This is a genomic window from Acinetobacter sp. WY4 (assembly GCF_018438165.1).
Lineage (GTDB): Bacteria > Pseudomonadota > Gammaproteobacteria > Pseudomonadales > Moraxellaceae > Acinetobacter.
On sequence record NZ_CP053947.1, the window covers coordinates 309,895 to 330,404 of the forward strand.

A 20,510-nucleotide genomic window follows, 5' to 3' on the forward strand; every position below is an offset into this window, starting at 1 on the left:
ATGGCAATGTTTGATAAAATCAGTGCATTATTTAAAAGTAATAAACCGACTGCTGCACAGCTATATCTAGAAGAGCAGAATATTCAGTATGTAGAAGGTACAGGTTATATTGTCGATGATATTCAACTCAATCAGGAGTGGGGTGCACGATTAGAGTATTTGTCGAATCGGCGTTTAAAACAGTTTGATGATTTAAAAGCGTTATATGATACCGCGATGCTGATCAATGAAAAAATTGATCTGGAAATTGCCCATCAGCGTTTTAATGCGACTTTAGGCAATACTGAAGAGAATCTGCTGCAATTTAAAATGATCCTTAAGAAGTTAAATGATTATTATCGTAACTTTCTGCGCGATCAAAAATAAGCTGCAAAATTGGCTTAAAATCGAAGTATATGGATGTGGCAAGACTGCATAAAAATAACAAAATATCCTGAGATCATCGTGCTAGTATAAGCCTCAGGTTATTTAGACTTTAAAGCTATATCCATGTTCCAACAAGAAATTTCCCAACTCAATTTACCACAGCTCAAAGTAGGCGAGAAACGCTGGTTAGGCAATCTGCAAGGTTCCTCAACTGCATTATTGCTTAAAGAAATCGTGCAGCAGCAATCGCGTTTATTTATCGTGATTGCACGTAATAATCAGCATTTGGGTCAACTGGAAAGTGAACTGGAATTTTATGGGGTTAAACCCACGATTTTTCCAGATTGGGAAATCTTGCCTTATGACCGTCTCTCCCCCCATCAGGATATTGTCTCGGAACGTCTGGCAATCTTATCCAATATGCCAAAAACTGGCGTACTGTTGCTGTCCGCCTCAACTTTGGCACAACGTGTGGCGCCGACCTCATGGATTCTGGGTGAGCATTTCGATATTCATGTCGGTCAGAAATTTGATCTGGAACAACAAAAGAAAAAGCTGATTCAGGCCGGTTATCATCTGGTCGACACCGTTTATGATCCGGGTGAATTCGCGGTACGCGGCAGTATCATGGATATTTATGCCTCGGGGCAGGAAGCACCGATTCGGATTGACTTGTTTGATGATGAAATTGAAAGCCTGAAATTTTTTGATTCCGAAACTCAGCGCACCACGCAAAGTTTGCAGCAGTTTACCGTATTGCCTGCACAGGAATTTCCGCTTAAGGAAGGTCGTGCGACGTTCCGTGACCGTTATGCCGAATTTTTTCCGACTGCGAATCCGAAGAAAAATCCGATATACCAGGATGTGATGGATGGCATAGTCTCTCCTGGAATCGAGTTTTATTTGCCCTTGTTTTTTAGCGCTGAAGCAATGCAAGGTCAAAGTTCACTCATTTCGTACTTACCTAAGAATGGCATTGTCATTACAGATAAGGCTTTGGAAGAAAGTCTCAGCCAGTTTTGGCAGGATGTTGTGCGCCGTTATGAAGATCGTCGCCACAATGTCGACCAACCGATCATGCCGCCTGAAAGCCTGTTTTTTCAGACCAATCAGGTGCTGGAGCAGCTGAACCAGTTTGCACGCATCATTGCCGCACAAACGCCTTTTGACCAAAAAGCTGGAGTATTGAATCTTGATACCCAGTTGCCACCACGTTTGCCCGTAGATCCGAAACGTGAAAAACCGTTTCATGAAGTTAAAAAATATATTGATCAGGCCAATCATCCGGTACTGCTGGTGGCTGAAAGTGCTGGACGCCGGGAAAGTCTTAAAGACGCCTTAAGGCCAAGTCTGGGTGATATTCCAACAGTTGAAAATTTTGATAGTTTTATTAAATCTCTGTATGCAATTGCCATTACCAATGCGCCTTTAGAGCGTGGTCTGGTATTGACTGATCGCATCAGCGTAATTTCTGAAAATCAACTGTATGAACATCGGGTAGTACAGCGCCGTAGAAAACGTCAGCAGGAAGTTTCGGAAGAGTTTCTGATTCGCAGCTTGACCGAGCTGACCATGGGCGCACCTGTGGTGCATATCGACTACGGCGTTGGACGTTATGCTGGTCTGGTCACCTTAAGTATTGATGATCAGGATCACGAATTTTTGCAGCTGGATTATGCGGATGCCGCCAAAGTGTATGTGCCGGTGACCAATCTGCATTTAATCAGCCGGTATAGTGGTGGTGATCCGGATCTGGCACCGTTACATAAGCTCGGTACAGATGCTTGGAATAAAGCCAAACGTAAAGCACTGGAACAGATTCACGATGTCGCGGCCGAATTGCTGCATATTCAGGCACGGCGTTCTTCTAAGCCTGGAATCAGTTTTGAAGTCGATCAAAGCCTGTATATGCAATTTGCCAGTGGCTTTGCCTATGAAGAAACACTGGATCAGGCCAATGCGATTGAAGCGACGTTGCATGACATGCAGCAGGCCAAGCCGATGGATCGACTGGTGTGTGGTGATGTGGGTTTCGGTAAGACAGAAGTCGCAATGCGTGCCGCATTTGTTGCAGTACAGAATAACCGGCAGGTGGCGATTCTGGTACCGACCACTTTGCTGGCACAGCAGCATTATGATTCATTCAAAGACCGCTTCGCCGACTGGCCAGTCCGGATTGAAGTGCTGTCACGTTTCGGTTCTTCCAAAGCACATACTAAGACCATTGACGACCTCATTGAAGGTAAAGTCGATATTGTGATTGGTACACATAAGATTTTGCAGGAAAATGTCCAGTTTAAGAATCTCGGTCTGATGATTGTCGATGAAGAGCATCGTTTCGGTGTGCGGGACAAGGAGCGAATCAAGGCCATGCGTGCCGATGTTGATATGCTGACACTGACTGCGACTCCAATTCCACGTACGCTGAATATGGCCTTTAGTGGCATGCGTGATCTGTCGATTATCGCCACACCGCCGGCACGCCGTCTTGCGGTGAAAACTTTTGTGCAGGAACATACCGATGACACCATTAAAGAAGCGATTCTGCGTGAATTGCTGCGCGGTGGTCAGGTTTATTTTCTGCATAATGAAGTTGATACAATCGATCGTGCCGCCGAGCATATCCGTAAACTGGTGCCGGAAGCGCGGGTGATTGTGGCCCACGGACAGATGCGTGAACGTGAACTGGAGCAGGTGATGCAGCAGTTCTATCACAAGGAATACAATGTTCTGGTATGTTCGACCATTATTGAAACCGGGATTGATGTTCCGAATGCCAACACCATTCTGATTGAACGTGCCGACAAACTGGGCCTGGCGCAATTACATCAGCTACGCGGACGTGTAGGGCGCTCACATCATCAGGCTTATGCATATTTGATGGTACCGTCATTAAAAGCCTTAAAAGGTGATGCAGAAAAACGTCTGGATGCCATTCAGCGTGCTTCAACTTTGGGTGCCGGTTTTATGCTGGCAACTGAAGATCTGGAAATTCGCGGCGCAGGTGAGTTACTCGGTGAACAGCAGAGTGGTTCGATGCAGGCGATTGGTTATAGCCTGTATATGGAAATGCTGGAAAAAGCCACCAAAGCCATTCAAAAAGGTAAAACGCCAAACTTCGACGCACCATTGTCATTGACTGCCGAAATTACCTTGCATATGCCAGCACTGATTCCGGATGAATATCTGGGTGATGTGCATCAACGTCTGTTGTTCTATAAACGCATCAGTAATACCGATACCCAGGAAAAGCTGGATAATATCCGGATGGAATTGATTGATCGTTTTGGTATACCGCCGCAACCGGTCAAACAGCTCTTTGCTGTACATCAGATTCGATTGAAAGCCGAGCAGCTTGGTATTACTAAAATTGATATCAGCAGTCAGGGTGGGCATATTGAATTTGCACCGGATACTCCGGTTCAAGCCATAACGATTATCCAGATGATGCAGAAACATCCGACCTATTTCCGGATGGATGGCGGTCAACGTCTAAAAGTCATGGTCATGCTGGAAGACTATCAAAAGCGGATTCAGTTTATACAGGATTTACTGGACAGTCTGCTTAAAGAATTGCACTGATTTTATTCGATTAAATCAGCCTGAAAATTCAGTTTGGGTTTCATTTTCCAATGAAGTTTGCAGGAACAACAGGCTTGATTTTTTTAATGAATTGTTTACAGTAATTGTTGTGATGTGCTTCGCAACAAATCATGAGAATTTGTCTTTAAACACATTGCTTTCAATATTCAGCTTCAGTTGGATATGTTAGTATTAGCCATCATTCTAATTTTGCATCATTTATAAAGATATGTTTAGTTTGCATCCACAACTTGCTCAAGATACTTTTTTTGTAGGCGACTTTCCTTTGTCAACATGTCGTTTGATGAATGATATGCAATTTCCCTGGCTCATTCTGATTCCACGTGTGCCGGGTGTCTCTGAATTATATGAATTGAGCCAAGCTGACCAAGAGCAGTTTTTAAGAGAGTCAAGCTGGTTATCAAGCCAACTGGCACGTGTTTTCCGTGCAGATAAAATGAATGTAGCAGCGCTGGGTAATATGGTGCCACAATTGCATTTTCATCATGTAGTTCGTTATCAGAACGATGTTGCATGGCCGAAGCCTGTTTGGGGTACACCTGCTGTTCCTTATAGCAGTGAAGTACTGGCACATATGCGTCAAACCTTAATGCTGGCTTTACGTGGTCAGGGCGACATGCCATTTGACTGGCGCATGGACTAATCAGCCAAGGCATTCCGAGAACCATGAACAGTTGCGGACTTCAGGGAGTGAGTGAGTGCAATTAGACGACTGGATTCAAAAAGAACCCCATCAGTTCGAGTATTTCCATCGCATGATGGGATATATCATGCTGTCTCTGGTTCTGGTCGTTTTTCATTACACTGAACCAGATACCCAGTATCAGCTTTTTGTTCCATTTTTTCTGTTTCTGGTTTTATTGATCATACCCAAGCTATCTCGCTGGCTGATCTATCGTTATGATTATCACATTCGGCGTAATATTCTTTTCCTGATTGATGTTATTGTCATTTCGGTGGTTTTAGCGGCCGTGCATCTGGATTTGGTCTTGTCCTTGCTCGGTCTGGTCGCAGTACTGTATACCGCGATCAGCAATAAAATTTCATTTATGATTGCCTCTCTGGCCAGCCTGATCGGGATTACGCTGTTCTATCTGGCTAATATTCTGGTCTTTGGGTTTAACAACTATTTCGAGCCGACCAGTAGTGAGCTGACCATTTTAGGCTTTATCTGCCTGATTACCTATTTTGGTGCCGGAAGCTTTTATCAAAGTGGTCGTGTGCAATACATGACCCAGAAAAAAGACCATTATTTCGAACAGATGAACCGTTATATGGAATTTGCCAATCAGCTGAGTCGCTATGCGCCCGTGCAGCTATGGCAATCCATTATGAAAGGTGAATCTGAAGCTAAAATTGAATATAAACGTAAAAATTTGACGATCTTTTTCTCTGATATTCAAGGCTTTACAGAGCTATCTGAAACCCTGATTCCAGACGATTTAGCTTTCCTGCTGAATGACTATCTGCGGCACATGACTGAAATCGCCAAAAATTATGAAGCGACTGTCGATAAATTCATGGGTGATGCGATCCTGATTTTCTTTGGTGATCCGAACTCTGAAGGTGTGGAACAGGATGCCAAGAACTGCATGGAAATGGCATTGGCGATGCGTCAGCAAATGAAATTGCTGCGGGAACGCTGGATTAAAATGGGTTATCCGCCACTGCATATCCGTATGGGGATTTCGACCGGTTATTGCCACGTAGGGAATTATGGGGCAACGCATCGTATGGCCTATACCATTGTAGGGCGTGATGCCAACCTGGCAGCGCGTTTGCAAAGTGCAGCAGAAGTTGATGAAATCCTGATTTCGGAAGATACTCATAATCTGATTAAAGATGATTATCTTTGTGCACCGAAAAAGCCGATTTTCTTGAAAGGCATTAAAGCACCTGTAAGAACCTGGCAGGTCATGGAAAAATACGCGTCTCAGAAAGTCGAGTATCAGCGTTGGTTCGATTATGAATATAAGGGCTTTCATTTATTGCTGAATCTGGATGAAGTGCAAAACTTTGAATATCCCGAGCTGATTCATGTGCTAGAAAAAATGATTAAACGCATTGAAACTCAGCAGAAAATGACCAATTCACAAGGCATTGTCAAGCTGAAGCTGGAAGATGAAGTGATTGAACATATTTAGAATTGATCTAAATTAACTCAAGCCAAATAAAAAACATTTGATTAAAACTGCTTATATTCAAATAGCAAAAACCACGCCTGAGCGTGGTTTTTTATTTAACTATGAAACGAAAATCTTAGTGATTTTCTGAAGCATGGTTAATGGTGTATTTCGGAATTTCAATTTCCAGATCTTCATCGTCCAGTTTAACCTGACAAGAAAGACGTGAATCAGGTTCTAGACCCCAAGCACGATCGAGTAAGTCAGCTTCAACATCATCCATTTCTTCCAGACTGTCAAAACCTTTGCGTACCACTACATGGCAGGTGGTACACGCTGCTGACATATCGCAGGCATGTTCGATTTTAATGCCATTTTTCAGTAAGCTTTCGCAAAGATTGGCATTTTGTTCGACTTCAAACTCAGCACCTTCGGGGCAAATCTGCGCATGTGGAAGAACTTTAATACGTGGCATAGTCGTTACCTTAAATTAGTTTGAGTTTGACCAGTCGTCGAGTTTAGTGCCCTTAAGAGCTGCATCAATATGTTGATTCATACGTGCTGCTGCAAAAGCATCACTATGTATTTTAAGCTGTTCAACGGCAGATTCAATCGCTTTGATATCTGAACCCTGGAGCTGAGTTTCAAGTTGTGCTTGCGCAGTTTGCAATGCTGCAAGCTGTTCCTCAGTCAAAAGACCGGCATCCGCTTTGAGTGCCTGAACCAGTGCTTCCAGTTCACGCTGTGCTTCAACTTTGGTTTCATTCAAATGACGAAGATTTTTATCTTCTTCAGCGAACTTATAACCCTCTAGCAACAGGCGTTCAGTATCTTCACCCGACAAACCATAAGATGGCTTGATATCGATTTGAGCCGTCACACCAGAAGTGGTTTCTTTCGCAGATACAGCCAGCAAGCCATCAGCATCGACCTGGAACGTTACTTCAATACGTGCCTGACCGGCAGTCATTGGCGGAATGCCATGCAGCACAAATCGGCCCAGACTACGGCAATGTTCAACCAGATCACGTTCGCCTTGCACCACATGAATCAACATGGCAGTCTGACCATCTTGATAAGTGGTAAATTCCTGACGACGAGCCACCGGAATTGCGGTGTTGCGCGAAATTAACCGCTCAACCAGTCCGCCCATGGTTTCAAGACCAAGAGACAATGGGGTCACGTCTAATAGTAATGAACCATCAGTCGAGTTGCCAATTAATTGGTTCGCAGTAATTGATGCGCCAATTGCAACCACTTCATCCGGGTTAATGGTGCATAGTGGTTCTTGATTGAATACTTCACGCACGGCTTTTTGTACCGCATAAGAACGGGTTGAGCCACCGACCAAAACGACATTTTGAATATCATCCAGTTCAAGCTTGGCATCACGCATTACACGCTTACATACGCTGATGGTTTTATCCAAAGCAACTTTGATGATCTCTTCAAATGTTGGGCGGTCAAGGGTTAATACCTGATCAAGCAATTTGAGTTGAACTGAATCTGTATCAGACAAAGCTTCTTTGGCTTTACGTGCCGCAACGACAAAATGTGCATATTCTACATCATTCAAAGTGTCAATATTCAGTTGTTTCTTGGCCCATTTCAGAATCAAACGATCCAGGTCATCACCACCGAGAGCAGTGTGGCCACCGGTTGCTAGAACTTCAAACACACCTTGAGAGAAACGCAGAATCGAAACGTCAAAGGTACCGCCACCCAAGTCATAGATCACATAGTTAAGGTCTGTGCTTAGATTGCTTTCCTGATCCAGACCATAAGCAACAGCAGCAGCGGTTGGCTCATTCAACAAACGTAAAACATTCAAACCGGCAAGTTGAGCAGCATCACGGGTTGCCTGACGCTGTGCTTCATCGAAGTAAGCCGGAACAGTAATCACTGCACCATTAACCGGATTTTGCAGACTGGCTTCAGCGCGGTCTTTCAACTGCTTTAAAATTTCTGCAGAAATCTCAACCGGAGTCTTACGGCCTTGTGCAGTTTCAAAAGCCGGCATTTCATTCGCTTCACCAACCAACGCATAAGGGTGCTGGAATTTGATGTCAGCTTTCGAACGACCCATAAAACGTTTCACAGAAACGATGGTGTTTTTGGGGTCAGTAGTAATGAAAGGCGCAGCTTCATTGCCGTATTGAGTCTGTTGTTCTGCATAATGCACGATAGAAGGAAGTAGCACACGACCTTGTTCGTCATTAAGTACTTTGGCTTTACCTGAAAGAACCGTGGCAACCAAAGAGTGGGTGGTGCCTAAATCGATACCAATCGCAATGCGGTGTTCATGTGGTGCACTTGATTGACCTGGTTCTGCAATTTGCAAGAGAGCCATAGTGTTACATCCTTTGCACGTTAAATATTAAATACTAAAATTAGAAATCATCATCAAGATCAAAGCTGTCATCGTCCAGGAAGCGGTCTTCCGCTTTGTCGATATCGGCCATGACTTTAACGAAGAAGCGTAGTTTGCGCACTGTATCGCGTGCTTCGGTCCAGTCTTCATCCGCATAATCAATTTTGAACTCGCGAACCAAGCCCTCAATCCATTGCTGGACTTCGACTTTTAGTGAAGTTAAATCTTCAGCAGAAGTTGCATCGTCAAGTTGTTCACGAATTTCCAGAGCGTCCTGCAAGAATTCAAAATCACTGATCGACTGATCTAAGTGATAATCCTGTTTCTTGAGAGACAGTAAATACGCTGCACGGCTATCGACCGCTGACAAGGCTTTAAATGCCTGATTGATATCACTTGATTTAATCAGAGCCTGATCTTTGTCTTCAGCTTTATCTGGGTGATATTGTTGCTGCAACTTTAAAAATTCAGTCTTTAAAGCCGCCAAATCAATATCGAGTGCTACAGGAAGGTTGAACAACTCAAAATGATTCATGGGAGATGGGATCCGCGATTAATGAGCAAAAATAACTGTATAAATGCAATTAAAACAGTGTGAAACACACTGTTTTAATGTCAAAAGAGAATAACTGCCGGGTTTATACAGTGAAGGATTCACCACAACCGCATTCGCCTTTTTTGTTGGGGTTGTTAAATTCGAAGCCTTCGTTCAAGCCGTTTTTAACATAGTCCATCTCCATACCTTCAAGATAAACCAGACTTTTCGGGTCAACGAATACTTTAACCCCAAACTGTTCAAAGGCTTGGTCATGTGCATCGACTTCATCGACGAACTCGAGCACATAGGCCAGACCAGAACAGCCTGAAGTTTTCACACCAACGCGAATGCCTTCACCCTTACCGCGATTTTTTAAATAATTGCTGATATGAGTTGCAGCATTTTCAGTTAAATGGATCATGAAAACTCCGTTAAAATTTCAAAACGTGGAACAATTAAGCTTTAACTTTCTTGCTACGGTAGTCTTCTACAGCTGCTTTGATTGCATCTTCAGCAAGAACAGAACAGTGTACTTTTACTGGTGGAAGTGCAAGTTCAGTCGCAATATCAATGTTCTTGATCGCTTGGGCTTGATCCAAAGTTTTACCTTTGAGCCATTCGGTCACAAGTGAACTTGATGCAATGGCAGAACCACAACCATAAGTTTTGAAACGTGCTTCTTCAATCACACCTTCGTCGTTTACCTGAATCTGTAAACGCATCACGTCACCACATGCTGGCGCACCAACCATACCAGTACCAACGTTTTCAGCATTTTTGTCTAAAACGCCAACATTACGAGGGTTTTCGTAATGATCAATTACTTTTTCGCTATAAGCCATGTTGCTTCTCCAAACCTCGGGGTCAGCCTTAGTATTAAATATGGGGGTAAAAAAACTTTTCTCAATGAGATAGCAACGGATTTGTCACTATCTCAGGATGAAAATTAGTGCTCAGCCCACTCAACTTTAGAAAGGTCAATACCTTCCTTATACATATCCCAAAGCGGAGAAAGTTCACGTAACTTCTCAACAGCAGCTTTAGTAATAGTCAATACGTGATCGATATCTTCTTCAGTGGTGTATTTACCAAAGCTGAAGCGAATCGAACTGTGTGCAAGTTCGTCTGAAAGACCCAATGCACGAAGTACATAAGATGGTTCAAGTGTTGCAGATGTACATGCCGAACCTGAAGATACCGCAGCATCTTTCAATGCCATCATCAATGATTCGCCTTCAACGAAGTTGAAGCTAATGTTTAGATAGTTCGCAACGTTTTGTGTTGGATGACCGTTCAGGAACACTTGTTCAAGACCTTGTAAGCCATTCCATAATTTGTCGCGAAGTACGCGTAGACGAGTCTGTTCAGCTTCCAGGTTTTTACCTGCAAGTTCAAATGCTTCACCCATACCGACAATCTGGTGAGTCGCAAGGGTACCTGAACGCATACCACGTTCATGACCGCCACCATGCATTTCAGCTTTAAGGCGTACACGTGGGCTACGACGTACAAACAGGGCGCCAATACCTTTAGGGCCATAGATTTTGTGCGCAGAGAAGCTCATCAAATCTACTTTTAAAGTTGAAAGATCAATTTCAACTTTACCCGCTGCCTGAGCTGCATCGACATGGAAGAAAATCTTGTTGGCGCGAGTGATTTCACCAATCGCTGCAACATCAGTCACAGTACCGATTTCATTGTTTACCATCATCAGGGAAACAAGAATTGTGTCTGGACGGATCGCTGCCTGTACCATTTCAGGCGTAATTAAACCGGTTTGAGGTTGAGGCTCAATATAGGTAATTTCAAAACCTTCAGACTCAAGCTCACGACAGGTATCTAAAACTGCCTTATGTTCGATTTTAGAGGTAACGATATGTTTACCTTTAGATGCATAGAAATGAGCCACACCTTTAAGCGCAAGGTTGTCTGACTCGGTTGCACCTGAAGTCCATACGATTTCACGTGGATCAGCTTTAATTAAATTCGCAACTTGTTCACGTGCATATTCAACTTTTTCTTCTGCTTGCCAACCATACGCGTGTGAACGAGATGCCGCATTACCAAAGGTACCATCGAATGTTAAGCATTCCATCATACGTTCAGCAACCTGAGGATCTACAGGAGTTGTAGCTGCATAATCAAGATAAATCGGACGTTTCATGTCAAATACCTGTAACCGATAAAAGGGCTGAATCTAAAGGTGCTGATTTTTGGCGTAATGACACAGTCTGGACGTTGTCACGTGCAACCAGATCAGCAAGCGAGATTTTTTCTAAATAATCGGCGATGTGATGGGAGAGTTCCTGCCATAAATCATGAGTCAAGCACATCGCGCCATTCTGGCAATTGCCTTTATGGTCACAGCGAGTCGCATCAACTGTTTCGTTTACAGCTTCAATAATTGCTAACACAGTAATTTCATCTGCATTACGTGCTAAATGGTAACCACCATTTGCGCCACGAACACTAGAAACTAAACCATGACGCTTGAGCTTCGCAAATAACTGCTCAAGATAAGCAACAGAAATAGTTTGACGTGCTGCAATTTCAGCGAGCGTTATCGTTTTTTCAGAAGGCTGCAAAGCTAGATCAAGTAGAGCAGTCACAGCGTAGCGACCGCGAGTGGTTAGGCGCATGATTCGATACACATGGTTAGACTAGATGTGTAGATTTTATGAATCCCGACTAAATTAGTCAAGTTATTTTTAGTAGACCTTAGTGGGATTTAATTTTTGGAGAATGAAAGATTTACATGCTCAGCCAATTATACACTAATAACATAATCAAAAGTACGCTGCTCAGGCCAAAAATGATATTAATACGCTTTTGACGGCGTTCGATCCGTTTCAGGCGGTTTTTATACTGTTTGACTTCCACTTGCAGGGTATTGATCTTGGAGCGCTGTTCTTCAATTTTCTTTAAAAGCGGTGCAATACGCTTTTTAGAAGCAATAATTTCCGCTTCATCCGTCGGCGCATCAGACAGCCAGTGTTTCCAGTCGGCTAGTACTTTTGGCAAGCTGAATACGGTTAACAGATCACGAAACTCATCTTTTAAAACCTGATTGCCATCAATGCGCATGCTGCGAATGCTACGACGATTGCCAAAAATGAAAATTTTAATCAGATCGGGAAGTGTAGTGCGCACATCCAGGTCGACAATGCGGCCCGGTGCTTTGTGGTCAAATAATAGTCCATTGGGGGTGAATTGCACATAAAAGTCGAAATATGGAATATAGCTATTGATTTTAATCGAGATGTTTTCATCTACAAACTTTTTGGCCTGTAATGCAACGACACGATCATGCTTGAGAATGAAGGTAAATATTGTCTCTAAAACAATTAACGTCATCGTAAGCAACAAATGCGGTTGATTTTGACTTTGTTGCGATTCGCTCATATACAACCAATCCTTACCTGAAATATAAAGTGAAAAAGCTTCCTGCTTGTGAAGAGATTTCAGGGTTAAATCAAATTAGACTTGAAATAAATTGCTTTGTAGAACAGTTTATCAAATCTATCAAGTACTAAATTTGCTATTATGCAGTGGTTTTGTAGAATAATTTATAATAATTGCGCAGAAAACAAACAGGAGCCGTGCACATGGACAAGTCAAAAACAGCACAAGACTCAGCTGAAGCTTCGAATGAGAAAATGCTGAAACCCAAGTCTAAATCTGCCTCGGAGCGCAAATCGGTTCTTGATTTTCGTAAATACACCAAACAAATCTGGTTGGCTGGACTCGGGGCTTTTTCACGTGCAGAAGAAGAAGGCAATAAACTGTTTGACTCGCTGGTCAAGGTCGGGGAAGAACTTGAATCTAAAACTGCAGATATTGCCGATCAAACTGTAGAAAAGGTTTCGGAAAAAGCCAAAGAGTCGGTCACAGACACCAAAGACAAAGTGGAAAAATTAATCGACAACTCTGTTCATCACTCATTGAATCGTATAGGATTAGTCACACTGAAGGATGTACAGTATTTGGAACGTTTAATCCTTCAGTTGCATGCCAAGGTTGATCAGTTGACTGCGGAACAAGAAAAAATGAAAGAAGAATTGTCGAAAAAACTTAAATAAAATGACTTTATTTATTATTCAATGTTTTTTTCGCATATTTTTTGAAAAAAAAGAGGTTCTTAAGTATTGCGTTTATACCTAAAGCATTGCTATAAAGGCGTTATGGCATGTTAAACCAATTTTTGAACCTTAAATAAACGATATTAAGAGGACGTAATCTTCATGAATAAATCAGAATTAATTGATGCAATTGCAGAAAAAGGGGGATTATCTAAGGCTGACGCAGGTAAAGCTTTAGATGCTACAATTGCTTCTGTTACTGAAGCTTTAAAATCGGGTGATACAGTAACTTTAGTGGGTTTTGGTACTTTCGGTGTGAAAGAACGCGCTGCACGTACTGGCCGTAACCCACAAACTGGTGCTACTCTTGAGATCAAAGCAAGCAAAGTACCTAGCTTCAAAGCAGGTAAAGGCTTAAAAGACGCTGTAGCTTAAGCTTACCCAGCGACGAAACGCGCCTTCTTTGGCGCGTTTTTTATTGATAAATTTAATTGTGATGATTAACACATTCATTCAATGGGTATTTTCGGTTAAAATCCTTTGCAAATAAAATATTGGAATACTTATGGAAGCTTTTCGTAAAGTTATTAAGGGTTGGTTGGGCAAAGTCTTGCTCGTTCTGTTTTTGACCCCGTTAGCACTTGTAGGTATTGAAGGATATTTTAGCAGCGGAAACTCTGATGCGGCAAAATCAGTGAACGGGACTGAAATATCTCAAAAAGAATTAGAGTCACTGACCAAATCATTTAAAGAACAATATCTCAGTTATGCCAATGGGGATGAAACTTTACTGAATCAAAGCTTCATTGACCAGAAAGCCATGGATACTCTGGTTGCACGTACTTTATTGCTGCAACAGGCTGAAGAATTAGGGATCAGTCTGAGTGACCAGCAAATTGAACAGATGATTGCTCAGCAGCCTACTTTCCAGCAAGATGGCAAGTTCTCGAATGCTTTATATGAAAATTATCTAAAATCAATTGGCATGACCAATCGCGCTTTGATTGAAAGTTTACGTAAAGATCATGCGCTGAAGATGCTGTCATCGACTTTCCTGGATTATCCACTGGTAAGCCCAGTCGAAATGCAGCAGATTGCCGATTTACAAACTGAACAACGTCATATTCATATTTCCAGCATTAATCTGGACAGCTATAAAAAAGATGTCAAAGTGACGGATGCAGATATTGCTGCTTATTATGAAAAACACAAAACGCTATTTAAACAGCCGACCAGTGTAGATGTCGACTATGTGGTGTTAAAGCCAAGCGATATTCAGGTGCAGAGCTTAGCGGTTACAGATGCTGAGCTTCAGGAAGCGTACACGGCTTTTGTCGCGACACAAAAACAGGCAGTTAAACCAGATGTGAAGCATATTTTAATTACGGCGGACAGTCGTAGTGATGCTGAAGCGAAAAAACTGGCGACCGAGATTGCAGCCAAAATTAAAGCCGGTACCACTTTTGCTCAAGCTGCAGCACAATATTCTGAAGATCCTGAATCTAAGTCTAAAGGTGGTGCGCTTGCTGTCTATGAAGAAGGTGTATTTGGCACTGCATTTGACCAGACGGTTAATTCTTTAAAATCAGGTCAGGTTTCTGCACCGGTGAAAACAGATTATGGATACCACATTATTTCTGTGCAAACGCCAGATGTTGCGGTTCCTTCTTTTGAGTCACAAAAAGCACGTTTGTCTGAAGAAGCCTTGGCTGCTAAAAAATCCAATGCATTCTCTGATACGGTCAATACGCTAAATGATATGGTAGTAGGAAGTGATTCTCTGGATGTCGTTACACAGGAAGTTAAAGGTGTACAAGTCCAGAAAGCCCAAGGAGTAAAACTTTCGACTCGTGATCCAGTGCTGAGCGATGCTAACCTCAAGGTTAAACTGTTTAATGACGATGTTAAAAATGGTGATCGTAATGCTTCATCAAGCATTCAGTTGGCCAATGGTGATGTAGCCTGGATCAAGGTGCGTAATTATCATGCTGCTGGCGAACAAACACTGGCAGAAGCAAAACCGCGTGTTAAGGCTCAGTTGATTGAAGACAAAGCAGCTGCTTTGGCAAAAGCAAAAATTCAGAAAGCTTTGGATGAGTTCAAAACCAAACCGGCTGCGGCAGTGGCGAAAGGTGATTTGATCTTTGAAGATGCTGGTGTTTACACACGTGCTGAAGGTTTGCTAAAACGTGATGTACAGCGTGCGGCTTTTAGTCTTCCGACACCAAAAGCAGGCCATTGGTCAGTGACGACAGCGAAAATGCCGAATGAGCTGGTTGTGGTTGCGGTATCAGAAGTGAAGAAGAACCCGGTAGATGTATTGAGTGCAGAACAACGCAGTGAGTTGGTGAAGTTATATCAACAACTTCGTGGTCAGCAGGAATTTGATGACTATACGCGTTACCTGAAATCTCAGGCAAAAATCAAATAAAATTGTTGTATAAAAAAACCAGCCTGCGGGCTGGTTTTTTTATGCTCTAAGCAAATAATGGATTAAGCACGAATAATCAGTTCATAACCAGTATATTTGCGCATATTAATTACGCCAGTATCCAGAATTAAGTACTGCCCCTTGATGCCTTGTAACTTGCCACGAATTAAGGGAGTTTTATCAAGATTATGCGATTTAATCTTTTCCGGATATTGTTCTACCGGATAAATAAACTCTCGTGCGAATTCATCTTCCAATACTTCAATATTTTCATTAAATTCTAGATTCTGATTAAATTCTTCGCGAATGCTTTGAATTTTAGGCGCAAATTCTTCCAGCAGTTGTTCACGCACTTCAATCAGGTTCAATGGTTCTGCTTCACCTTTCAGTAGCTTGCGCCAGTCAGTTTTATCAGCAACCTGCGTACCAAACATGACCTCAAGCTTTCCGGAAAGACGACGTGAGCCCACTTTCATAATCGGCAGGGCCTGGGTGGCACCCTGATCAAGCCAGCGAGTCGGCATTTGGCTGGTACGGGTAATGCCGACCTTTAATGCACTGGAATTGGCCAGATAGACAATATGTGGTTGGAAGCAGACATTCTGTGCAAATTCATCTTCGCGGCAAGTGCCCAAATGATAATGGCACGTCTCTGGCTTCATGATGCACATATCACATGAAGCATTGGTTTTAAAACATTTAAAACAGTGACCTTGCGAAAATGATTTGGAAGTTTTGTTGCCACAGGACACGCAGTAAATATTACCGGTCCATTCAATCTCGATTTCCTGGCCTAAATTAAACGGAAGATCAATTTCTGCACGATCTAAAATTAATTTATATTCAACATTTGCCCGCTGTATCTGTTGATCAGTTACACTAAGGTCCTTGAGGCCGACGTGCATTTTATGACAAATGCCCTGAAGTTCCATAAAAATTACTCACTTAAATCATAAGGATGCAGTTATGGCTGAGCAGAATGTCATTACCTCGATGCTAGACGATTTCGCACAGGAACAGCCAATTCATACTGCTATTTGTATTGGGCAGGACTTGAGCCAAGTCCAGTTTCAGCCAGCTATTCAATGGTCCTATTTTAGCGTATCTGACTTTTTAAATCTGCCTTTTCAGCAACGTTATGACTTGGCTGTGGTGATGCTGGATACTGTAGAAACAGAACATTTGTCTGAACAGATCATGAGTCAAATTCTGGTGAAATTACGTGATTTGTTTGCCAAACGGCTAGTGGTGATCAGCCGGATGCAAAATGAAAAGTTATTGAGAGCTTTAGGATTTACCCAGCTGATTGACAAAACTATACATGAGGCCGATTTTGCGCTGTGGCAGTTTAATATTTTAACCTATAAGCACGTGCCAGACTGGTTTAACTCCAAATTTTGGGCCAATCCGGAAAACTGGGATAAATTTCGCTGGTAAGCTAAAAACTAGCTTAACTAAGATTGCAAATATTAACACAATCTTGCCTAGACAATATGAGGGCAGGCCGTATTCTGTAATTAAGATGCACATAGGATATAGGATATGACAAACCTGAGTAGTATTGTGGAAATATTAGCAAAGCAGGCATTGGGTGGCGGGCAGTCGCAGCAGAAATCCTCACAACAAGGTGGCTTGGCAGATATCCTGGGGTCTGTGCTAGGGCATTTAAACCAGTCAAATTCTCAGCAAAATCAAAATACTCAAAACCAGCAAAATCAAACCGGCCAGCAGACTCGACAAAATGGTCTGGGGGCAATTTTAGGTTCAGTACTAAGTCAGTTCGGTGGTAGTGGTACTCAAGGTACTGCTCAGCCTCGTTCAGGATTGGGTGGTTCTACTGGTAAAACCTTATTGATTGCAGTACTGCCTTTAGTGCTGGCCTGGATTCAAAAACAGGGCGGTTTACAGGGTGCGTTGGACAAGCTAAAAGGACAGGGGCTCAATAGCCAGGTCGATGATTGGGTGTCGACCGGCCCCGGTGAAAATGCCAATGTCGATCCGCAGCAGGTGCAAAACCTGTTTGATGATCAGGAAGTTGAAGCAGTTGCACAACAAACCCATGCACCGAAGCAGGATGTGTATAGTGCGATTTCACAGGTCTTGCCGCAGATTATTGATTCGCTTACTCCACAAGGTGAGCAAACCAGCAAGCAGGAAGCCAATAATGATATTCAAAATGTATTGAATATGGTTTCAGGACTTCTTAAAAAATAAATATAGACATTAAAAAATCCCGATATCTGTCGGGATTTTTTAATAACTATCAAATGATTTAGAATTTAATCTAGATTCATGCTGAACAGCTGATTAGATTTACAAATTTTCTTGGCAACATAATGAGATTTTCTCATGCGAATCAGGATAATCTGCGACTGAAAACCGAGTTCACCAAACTCAGGTTCTACCTGTACATAATGCAGTTGCCCATACTCATCTCGCACCCGCGCTTGAGCAGAAAAACCGGGTCGGGCATTGCCACTGGAAATTGTCGCCAAACGGCCAAGTAAATTGACATTGTTCTTTTTATATTTAGGTGGAATGACCTGATCCAGACAGTGAATCATAAAAATAGTAAAAAAAGTCGCAATGATTAAAGCCGGAATAATCAGGTAATAAGCAGGCAGAAATTTAAATTCCTGAGAATAGATCAGGAACTGTAAAACATAGCCGGCAAAACTAAAATTCATCAGGAAGAAAAACACAATCAAGGTTTTGGAGAATTTGACGTTTAGTAGATCCATCTGCTGAAAGTCATAAGGTGAAATTTTTTGCAGAAACTTGCTGGGTCTGAGTCCAAAATAGAAACCAATGGTTTTCACCACACCGAACAGAATAATCGCCAATAAACTCAGATGAAAAGGCATCAGGTTATAGTCTAGAAAAAATGCAGGCATGGTGAAGTCCGTTTTAGTCTTATTCTGAGAGGTAAATTCCACCATCAGAATGCACGGTAATCTCTACTTTTTCAAGTGCTTGACCTTGGCAAGGCCCAGAAATGCATTCACCGCTTTCTACCAGAAACAAGGCGCCATGCGTGGAGCATTCAATAAATTCCTGATCGCGATCCAGAAACTGGTTTTCCAGAAATTCCAGTTCGACCTGCAAATGCGGACACAGGTTTTGATAGGCATAGAAGGCACCGTCACGCTGTGTGATAAAGATATTATCTCCATCGGGAAGCTCAAAAGAGCGTGCTTCGCGTTCTGGAACGTCTTCGGTCATGCAAATTTTAAACATTAAGCACATTCCTTTTGAAAGTCTTGTAATAATGCCGCATAGTCTTCAACTGCCAGGCGTGGACCAAATTGTGAAACCACCTGGCTCGAAATGAGAATCGCCAGTTCAGCCGCAGCTTGAAGACCCAAATTAGCATTCAATCCGTACAGGAAAGCCCCGGCAAAAGCATCACCGGCACCGTTGGCATCTACTGCAGGCACTTTACGGCCAGGAACAGTAAATGTATTTTGATAATTCGAAATCAGTGCGCCTTCAGCTGACAATGTAATGACAACGTGCTGACTGATTGTTTTTAATTTAAGCAGGGCTGCCTCAAGATTATCTGTTTCTGTATACATCAGCGCTTCTTGCTGGTTACATAACAGCAAGTCTACACCATCTGCAATCATTTCATCCAAACCGGCACGCGCGTATTGCACCATGGCAGGATCAGATAAAGTTAGGGCAATTTTAACGCCATTGGCACGGGCAATATCACGTGCTTGTTGTACCGCATGACGTGCTGTGTCAGAAGTTGATAAATAACCTTCGAGATATAGCCATTTCGCGCTATTTAGTGCGCTGAAATCAATTTGTTGATCAGTCAGTTCGGCCGTAATACCCAGATAGGTATGCATGGTACGTTCAGAATCAGGGCTGACCAGAACCATACATGTCCCTGTTACGCCTTCACTGATCGATTGGGTGGTGGTCTTAATACCTGCATCATTCAAACCCTTCAGGTAGATGTGCCCCAGTTCGTCATTTCCGACACGACAGCCATAAAATGCAGAACCACCGAGCGCAGAAAATGCCACGGTAGTGTTGGCTGCTGAACCGCCTGAAGCCTGACCCTTATACACTTGAGTCGCTTGAAGATTTTGATAAAGAGTGGCCTGAGTCTCACCATCTGCAAGTTGCATGGTGCCTTTTTGCAAGTGATGTGCAGTTAAAAAGTCATCAGAAACTTTAAATTCTTGGTCAATCAGCGCATTACCAATCGCAAAAAGATCAACAGTTGCCATGTTCAAATATCACATTAAAAATGAAAGTCCTAAGTTTACACGATTGCTTGGGATTGCTGTAGTTTGCTGAATCATTTTCAAGTATTTTTCAAAAATGCTGTATTTTGTTCAGCAGCTATCTTTGGTCTAAAAACTGACTTATTTTTGTGCACTGGTGTGCTGCAGCATTGATTTAAGGATCACATTTTATTTATAAAGAGATATCGCTCCTGGCATGATACTTTAAGTCGCTTGGCAACAGTCATTCTTCACAACAATTTCAAATAGTGTGCGTATATGAATATTAAAATTGTAACAGCCGAACAACTCCCGGATCAGATCGAAACACTGGCAACTCTGGCACGTAAAGAAGGCTATAATTTGGTAGATAAGTTAATAGAAGAATATCGCACCGGGAAAAACTGCTTTAGCCACGCCAATGAATATTTGGTGGTGGCGCATGATGGCAAGAAACTGGTTGGCTGTGGTGGCTTAAACCAGCAATGGGGAGATAACGGCATTGAAGACCGCATTGGTCGTGTACGCCGTTTTTATGTGCATCCGAAATATCGTCAGCATGGCGTAGGCAAACAGCTTTTGGCTTACCTAGAGCAATTGGCACGTCCGCATTATTCGGCTTTGTGCCTGCAAACAGATACCCGACTGGCCGCCAGTTTTTATCAAAAGCAGAATTATGTATTTGTGGAAAACAATCCAAGCTATAACTATTTTAAATATCTGATTTCTTAAGCTTGTAAATACTCATCTAGATGCAGGAA

At 42.5% G+C, this 20,510-nt stretch carries 22 protein-coding genes; 10 read left to right on the forward strand and 12 right to left on the reverse strand.

Annotated features, from left to right (window positions below):
- The 4 genes from G4D73_RS01465 to G4D73_RS01480 all read left to right on the forward strand — a co-directional run bounded on the left by G4D73_RS01465 (window position 1) and on the right by G4D73_RS01480 (window position 6,113).
- Window positions 1-366 (forward strand): hypothetical protein, encoded by a 366-nt coding sequence (locus G4D73_RS01465; RefSeq protein ID WP_191112447.1) that lies wholly within the window; start codon window positions 1-3, stop codon window positions 364-366.
- Window positions 367-489: 123 nt separating this feature from the next.
- Window positions 490-3,948 (forward strand): transcription-repair coupling factor, encoded by a 3,459-nt coding sequence (gene mfd, locus G4D73_RS01470; protein ID WP_213687202.1) that lies wholly within the window; start codon window positions 490-492, stop codon window positions 3,946-3,948.
- A 229-nt stretch (window positions 3,949-4,177) separates the two neighbouring features.
- Window positions 4,178-4,612, forward strand: coding sequence for an HIT domain-containing protein (locus tag G4D73_RS01475; protein WP_004646760.1), 435 nt, complete (start codon window positions 4,178-4,180; stop codon window positions 4,610-4,612).
- A 55-nt stretch (window positions 4,613-4,667) separates the two neighbouring features.
- Window positions 4,668-6,113, forward strand: a complete 1,446-nt coding sequence (locus G4D73_RS01480; protein ID WP_213687203.1) for an adenylate/guanylate cyclase domain-containing protein — start codon at window positions 4,668-4,670, stop codon at window positions 6,111-6,113.
- Between the two features lie 115 nt (window positions 6,114-6,228).
- On the opposite strand, the gene fdx is transcribed toward G4D73_RS01480, so the two are convergent.
- The 8 genes from fdx to G4D73_RS01520 form a co-directional block, all read right to left on the reverse strand.
- On the reverse strand, window positions 6,229-6,567 hold the full coding sequence (gene fdx / locus G4D73_RS01485; RefSeq protein WP_004279821.1) for an ISC system 2Fe-2S type ferredoxin: 339 nt from the start codon (window positions 6,565-6,567) through the stop codon (window positions 6,229-6,231).
- Window positions 6,568-6,582: 15 nt separating this feature from the next.
- Window positions 6,583-8,442 (reverse strand): Fe-S protein assembly chaperone HscA, encoded by a 1,860-nt coding sequence (gene hscA, locus G4D73_RS01490; RefSeq protein WP_213687204.1) that lies wholly within the window; start codon window positions 8,440-8,442, stop codon window positions 6,583-6,585.
- Between the two features lie 40 nt (window positions 8,443-8,482).
- Window positions 8,483-8,998 carry a Fe-S protein assembly co-chaperone HscB gene (gene hscB / locus G4D73_RS01495; protein WP_213687205.1) on the reverse strand — a complete coding sequence of 172 codons (516 nt, stop codon included), beginning with the start codon at window positions 8,996-8,998 and terminating at the stop codon, window positions 8,483-8,485.
- 103 nt (window positions 8,999-9,101) lie between these two features.
- Window positions 9,102-9,422 carry an iron-sulfur cluster assembly protein IscA gene (iscA, locus tag G4D73_RS01500; RefSeq protein WP_005107159.1) on the reverse strand — a complete coding sequence of 107 codons (321 nt, stop codon included), beginning with the start codon at window positions 9,420-9,422 and terminating at the stop codon, window positions 9,102-9,104.
- Window positions 9,423-9,456: 34 nt separating this feature from the next.
- Window positions 9,457-9,843 carry a Fe-S cluster assembly scaffold IscU gene (gene iscU / locus G4D73_RS01505; RefSeq protein ID WP_004279815.1) on the reverse strand — a complete coding sequence of 129 codons (387 nt, stop codon included), beginning with the start codon at window positions 9,841-9,843 and terminating at the stop codon, window positions 9,457-9,459.
- A gap of 104 nt (window positions 9,844-9,947) precedes the next feature.
- Window positions 9,948-11,165, reverse strand: a complete 1,218-nt coding sequence (locus G4D73_RS01510) for an IscS subfamily cysteine desulfurase (RefSeq protein WP_004279813.1) — start codon at window positions 11,163-11,165, stop codon at window positions 9,948-9,950.
- A 1-nt stretch (window position 11,166) separates the two neighbouring features.
- Entirely contained in the window at window positions 11,167-11,640 is a 474-nt protein-coding gene (locus tag G4D73_RS01515) for an Rrf2 family transcriptional regulator (protein WP_004279811.1), read from the reverse strand.
- A 112-nt stretch (window positions 11,641-11,752) separates the two neighbouring features.
- A complete protein-coding gene (locus G4D73_RS01520; RefSeq protein ID WP_180038711.1) occupies window positions 11,753-12,403 on the reverse strand; it encodes a hypothetical protein in 651 nt (216 codons plus the stop codon).
- Between the two features lie 203 nt (window positions 12,404-12,606).
- On the opposite strand from G4D73_RS01520, the gene G4D73_RS01525 reads away from it, so the two are divergent.
- The 3 genes from G4D73_RS01525 (at window position 12,607) to G4D73_RS01535 (ending at window position 15,511) form a co-directional block, all read left to right on the forward strand.
- Window positions 12,607-13,080, forward strand: coding sequence for a phasin family protein (locus G4D73_RS01525; protein ID WP_114540741.1), 474 nt, complete (start codon window positions 12,607-12,609; stop codon window positions 13,078-13,080).
- A gap of 162 nt (window positions 13,081-13,242) precedes the next feature.
- Window positions 13,243-13,515 carry an HU family DNA-binding protein gene (locus tag G4D73_RS01530; RefSeq protein ID WP_004279807.1) on the forward strand — a complete coding sequence of 91 codons (273 nt, stop codon included), beginning with the start codon at window positions 13,243-13,245 and terminating at the stop codon, window positions 13,513-13,515.
- A gap of 130 nt (window positions 13,516-13,645) precedes the next feature.
- A complete protein-coding gene (locus tag G4D73_RS01535; RefSeq protein WP_213687206.1) occupies window positions 13,646-15,511 on the forward strand; it encodes a SurA N-terminal domain-containing protein in 1,866 nt (621 codons plus the stop codon).
- Window positions 15,512-15,573: 62 nt separating this feature from the next.
- Here G4D73_RS01535 and G4D73_RS01540 read toward each other — a convergent pair whose 3' ends face one another.
- The gene (locus G4D73_RS01540; RefSeq protein WP_213687207.1) at window positions 15,574-16,443 is read right to left on the reverse strand and encodes a DUF2797 domain-containing protein; all 870 of its coding nucleotides are present in this window, start codon (window positions 16,441-16,443) and stop codon (window positions 15,574-15,576) included.
- A 34-nt stretch (window positions 16,444-16,477) separates the two neighbouring features.
- Between G4D73_RS01540 and G4D73_RS01545 the strand changes: the two genes are divergently transcribed.
- Window positions 16,478-16,948 carry a DUF6231 family protein gene (locus G4D73_RS01545; protein WP_213687208.1) on the forward strand — a complete coding sequence of 157 codons (471 nt, stop codon included), beginning with the start codon at window positions 16,478-16,480 and terminating at the stop codon, window positions 16,946-16,948.
- A gap of 105 nt (window positions 16,949-17,053) precedes the next feature.
- Window positions 17,054-17,725 carry a YidB family protein gene (locus tag G4D73_RS01550; RefSeq protein ID WP_213687209.1) on the forward strand — a complete coding sequence of 224 codons (672 nt, stop codon included), beginning with the start codon at window positions 17,054-17,056 and terminating at the stop codon, window positions 17,723-17,725.
- A 65-nt stretch (window positions 17,726-17,790) separates the two neighbouring features.
- Here the strand turns inward: G4D73_RS01550 and G4D73_RS01555 are convergent, their stop codons facing one another.
- The 3 genes from G4D73_RS01555 to G4D73_RS01565 are packed head-to-tail and all read right to left on the reverse strand — an operon-like array spanning window position 17,791 to window position 19,752.
- A complete protein-coding gene (locus tag G4D73_RS01555) occupies window positions 17,791-18,405 on the reverse strand; it encodes an OB-fold-containig protein (RefSeq protein WP_004279798.1) in 615 nt (204 codons plus the stop codon).
- A 19-nt stretch (window positions 18,406-18,424) separates the two neighbouring features.
- A complete protein-coding gene (locus tag G4D73_RS01560; RefSeq protein ID WP_004279797.1) occupies window positions 18,425-18,733 on the reverse strand; it encodes a Rieske (2Fe-2S) protein in 309 nt (102 codons plus the stop codon).
- A 14-nt stretch (window positions 18,734-18,747) separates the two neighbouring features.
- Window positions 18,748-19,752, reverse strand: a complete 1,005-nt coding sequence (locus G4D73_RS01565; RefSeq protein WP_213687210.1) for an adenosine kinase — start codon at window positions 19,750-19,752, stop codon at window positions 18,748-18,750.
- Window positions 19,753-20,028: 276 nt separating this feature from the next.
- Here G4D73_RS01565 and G4D73_RS01570 point away from each other — a divergent pair, with 276 nt between their 5' ends.
- Complete coding sequence (locus G4D73_RS01570) at window positions 20,029-20,481, forward strand: GNAT family N-acetyltransferase (protein ID WP_004646775.1); 453 nt, start codon at window positions 20,029-20,031, stop codon at window positions 20,479-20,481.
- The last annotated feature ends 29 nt before the right edge of the window (window positions 20,482-20,510 follow it).

What these genes read in the sequence shown, in the direction of transcription:
- G4D73_RS01465 (WP_191112447.1), top strand. Translation starts at nt 1, where the DNA reads ATGGCAATGTTTGATAAAATCAGTGCATTATTTAAAAGTAATAAACCG.
- mfd (WP_213687202.1), top strand. Translation starts at nt 490, where the DNA reads ATGTTCCAACAAGAAATTTCCCAACTCAATTTACCACAGCTCAAAGTA.
- G4D73_RS01475 (WP_004646760.1), top strand. Translation starts at nt 4,178, where the DNA reads ATGTTTAGTTTGCATCCACAACTTGCTCAAGATACTTTTTTTGTAGGC.
- fdx (WP_004279821.1), bottom strand. Translation starts at nt 6,567, where the DNA reads ATGCCACGTATTAAAGTTCTTCCACATGCGCAGATTTGCCCCGAAGGT.
- hscA (WP_213687204.1), bottom strand. Translation starts at nt 8,442, where the DNA reads ATGGCTCTCTTGCAAATTGCAGAACCAGGTCAATCAAGTGCACCACAT.
- hscB (WP_213687205.1), bottom strand. Translation starts at nt 8,998, where the DNA reads ATGAATCATTTTGAGTTGTTCAACCTTCCTGTAGCACTCGATATTGAT.
- iscA (WP_005107159.1), bottom strand. Translation starts at nt 9,422, where the DNA reads ATGATCCATTTAACTGAAAATGCTGCAACTCATATCAGCAATTATTTA.
- iscU (WP_004279815.1), bottom strand. Translation starts at nt 9,843, where the DNA reads ATGGCTTATAGCGAAAAAGTAATTGATCATTACGAAAACCCTCGTAAT.
- G4D73_RS01510 (WP_004279813.1), bottom strand. Translation starts at nt 11,165, where the DNA reads ATGAAACGTCCGATTTATCTTGATTATGCAGCTACAACTCCTGTAGAT.
- G4D73_RS01515 (WP_004279811.1), bottom strand. Translation starts at nt 11,640, where the DNA reads ATGCGCCTAACCACTCGCGGTCGCTACGCTGTGACTGCTCTACTTGAT.
- G4D73_RS01520 (WP_180038711.1), bottom strand. Translation starts at nt 12,403, where the DNA reads ATGAGCGAATCGCAACAAAGTCAAAATCAACCGCATTTGTTGCTTACG.
- G4D73_RS01525 (WP_114540741.1), top strand. Translation starts at nt 12,607, where the DNA reads ATGGACAAGTCAAAAACAGCACAAGACTCAGCTGAAGCTTCGAATGAG.
- G4D73_RS01530 (WP_004279807.1), top strand. Translation starts at nt 13,243, where the DNA reads ATGAATAAATCAGAATTAATTGATGCAATTGCAGAAAAAGGGGGATTA.
- G4D73_RS01535 (WP_213687206.1), top strand. Translation starts at nt 13,646, where the DNA reads ATGGAAGCTTTTCGTAAAGTTATTAAGGGTTGGTTGGGCAAAGTCTTG.
- G4D73_RS01540 (WP_213687207.1), bottom strand. Translation starts at nt 16,443, where the DNA reads ATGGAACTTCAGGGCATTTGTCATAAAATGCACGTCGGCCTCAAGGAC.
- G4D73_RS01545 (WP_213687208.1), top strand. Translation starts at nt 16,478, where the DNA reads ATGGCTGAGCAGAATGTCATTACCTCGATGCTAGACGATTTCGCACAG.
- G4D73_RS01550 (WP_213687209.1), top strand. Translation starts at nt 17,054, where the DNA reads ATGACAAACCTGAGTAGTATTGTGGAAATATTAGCAAAGCAGGCATTG.
- G4D73_RS01555 (WP_004279798.1), bottom strand. Translation starts at nt 18,405, where the DNA reads ATGCCTGCATTTTTTCTAGACTATAACCTGATGCCTTTTCATCTGAGT.
- G4D73_RS01560 (WP_004279797.1), bottom strand. Translation starts at nt 18,733, where the DNA reads ATGACCGAAGACGTTCCAGAACGCGAAGCACGCTCTTTTGAGCTTCCC.
- G4D73_RS01565 (WP_213687210.1), bottom strand. Translation starts at nt 19,752, where the DNA reads ATGGCAACTGTTGATCTTTTTGCGATTGGTAATGCGCTGATTGACCAA.
- G4D73_RS01570 (WP_004646775.1), top strand. Translation starts at nt 20,029, where the DNA reads ATGAATATTAAAATTGTAACAGCCGAACAACTCCCGGATCAGATCGAA.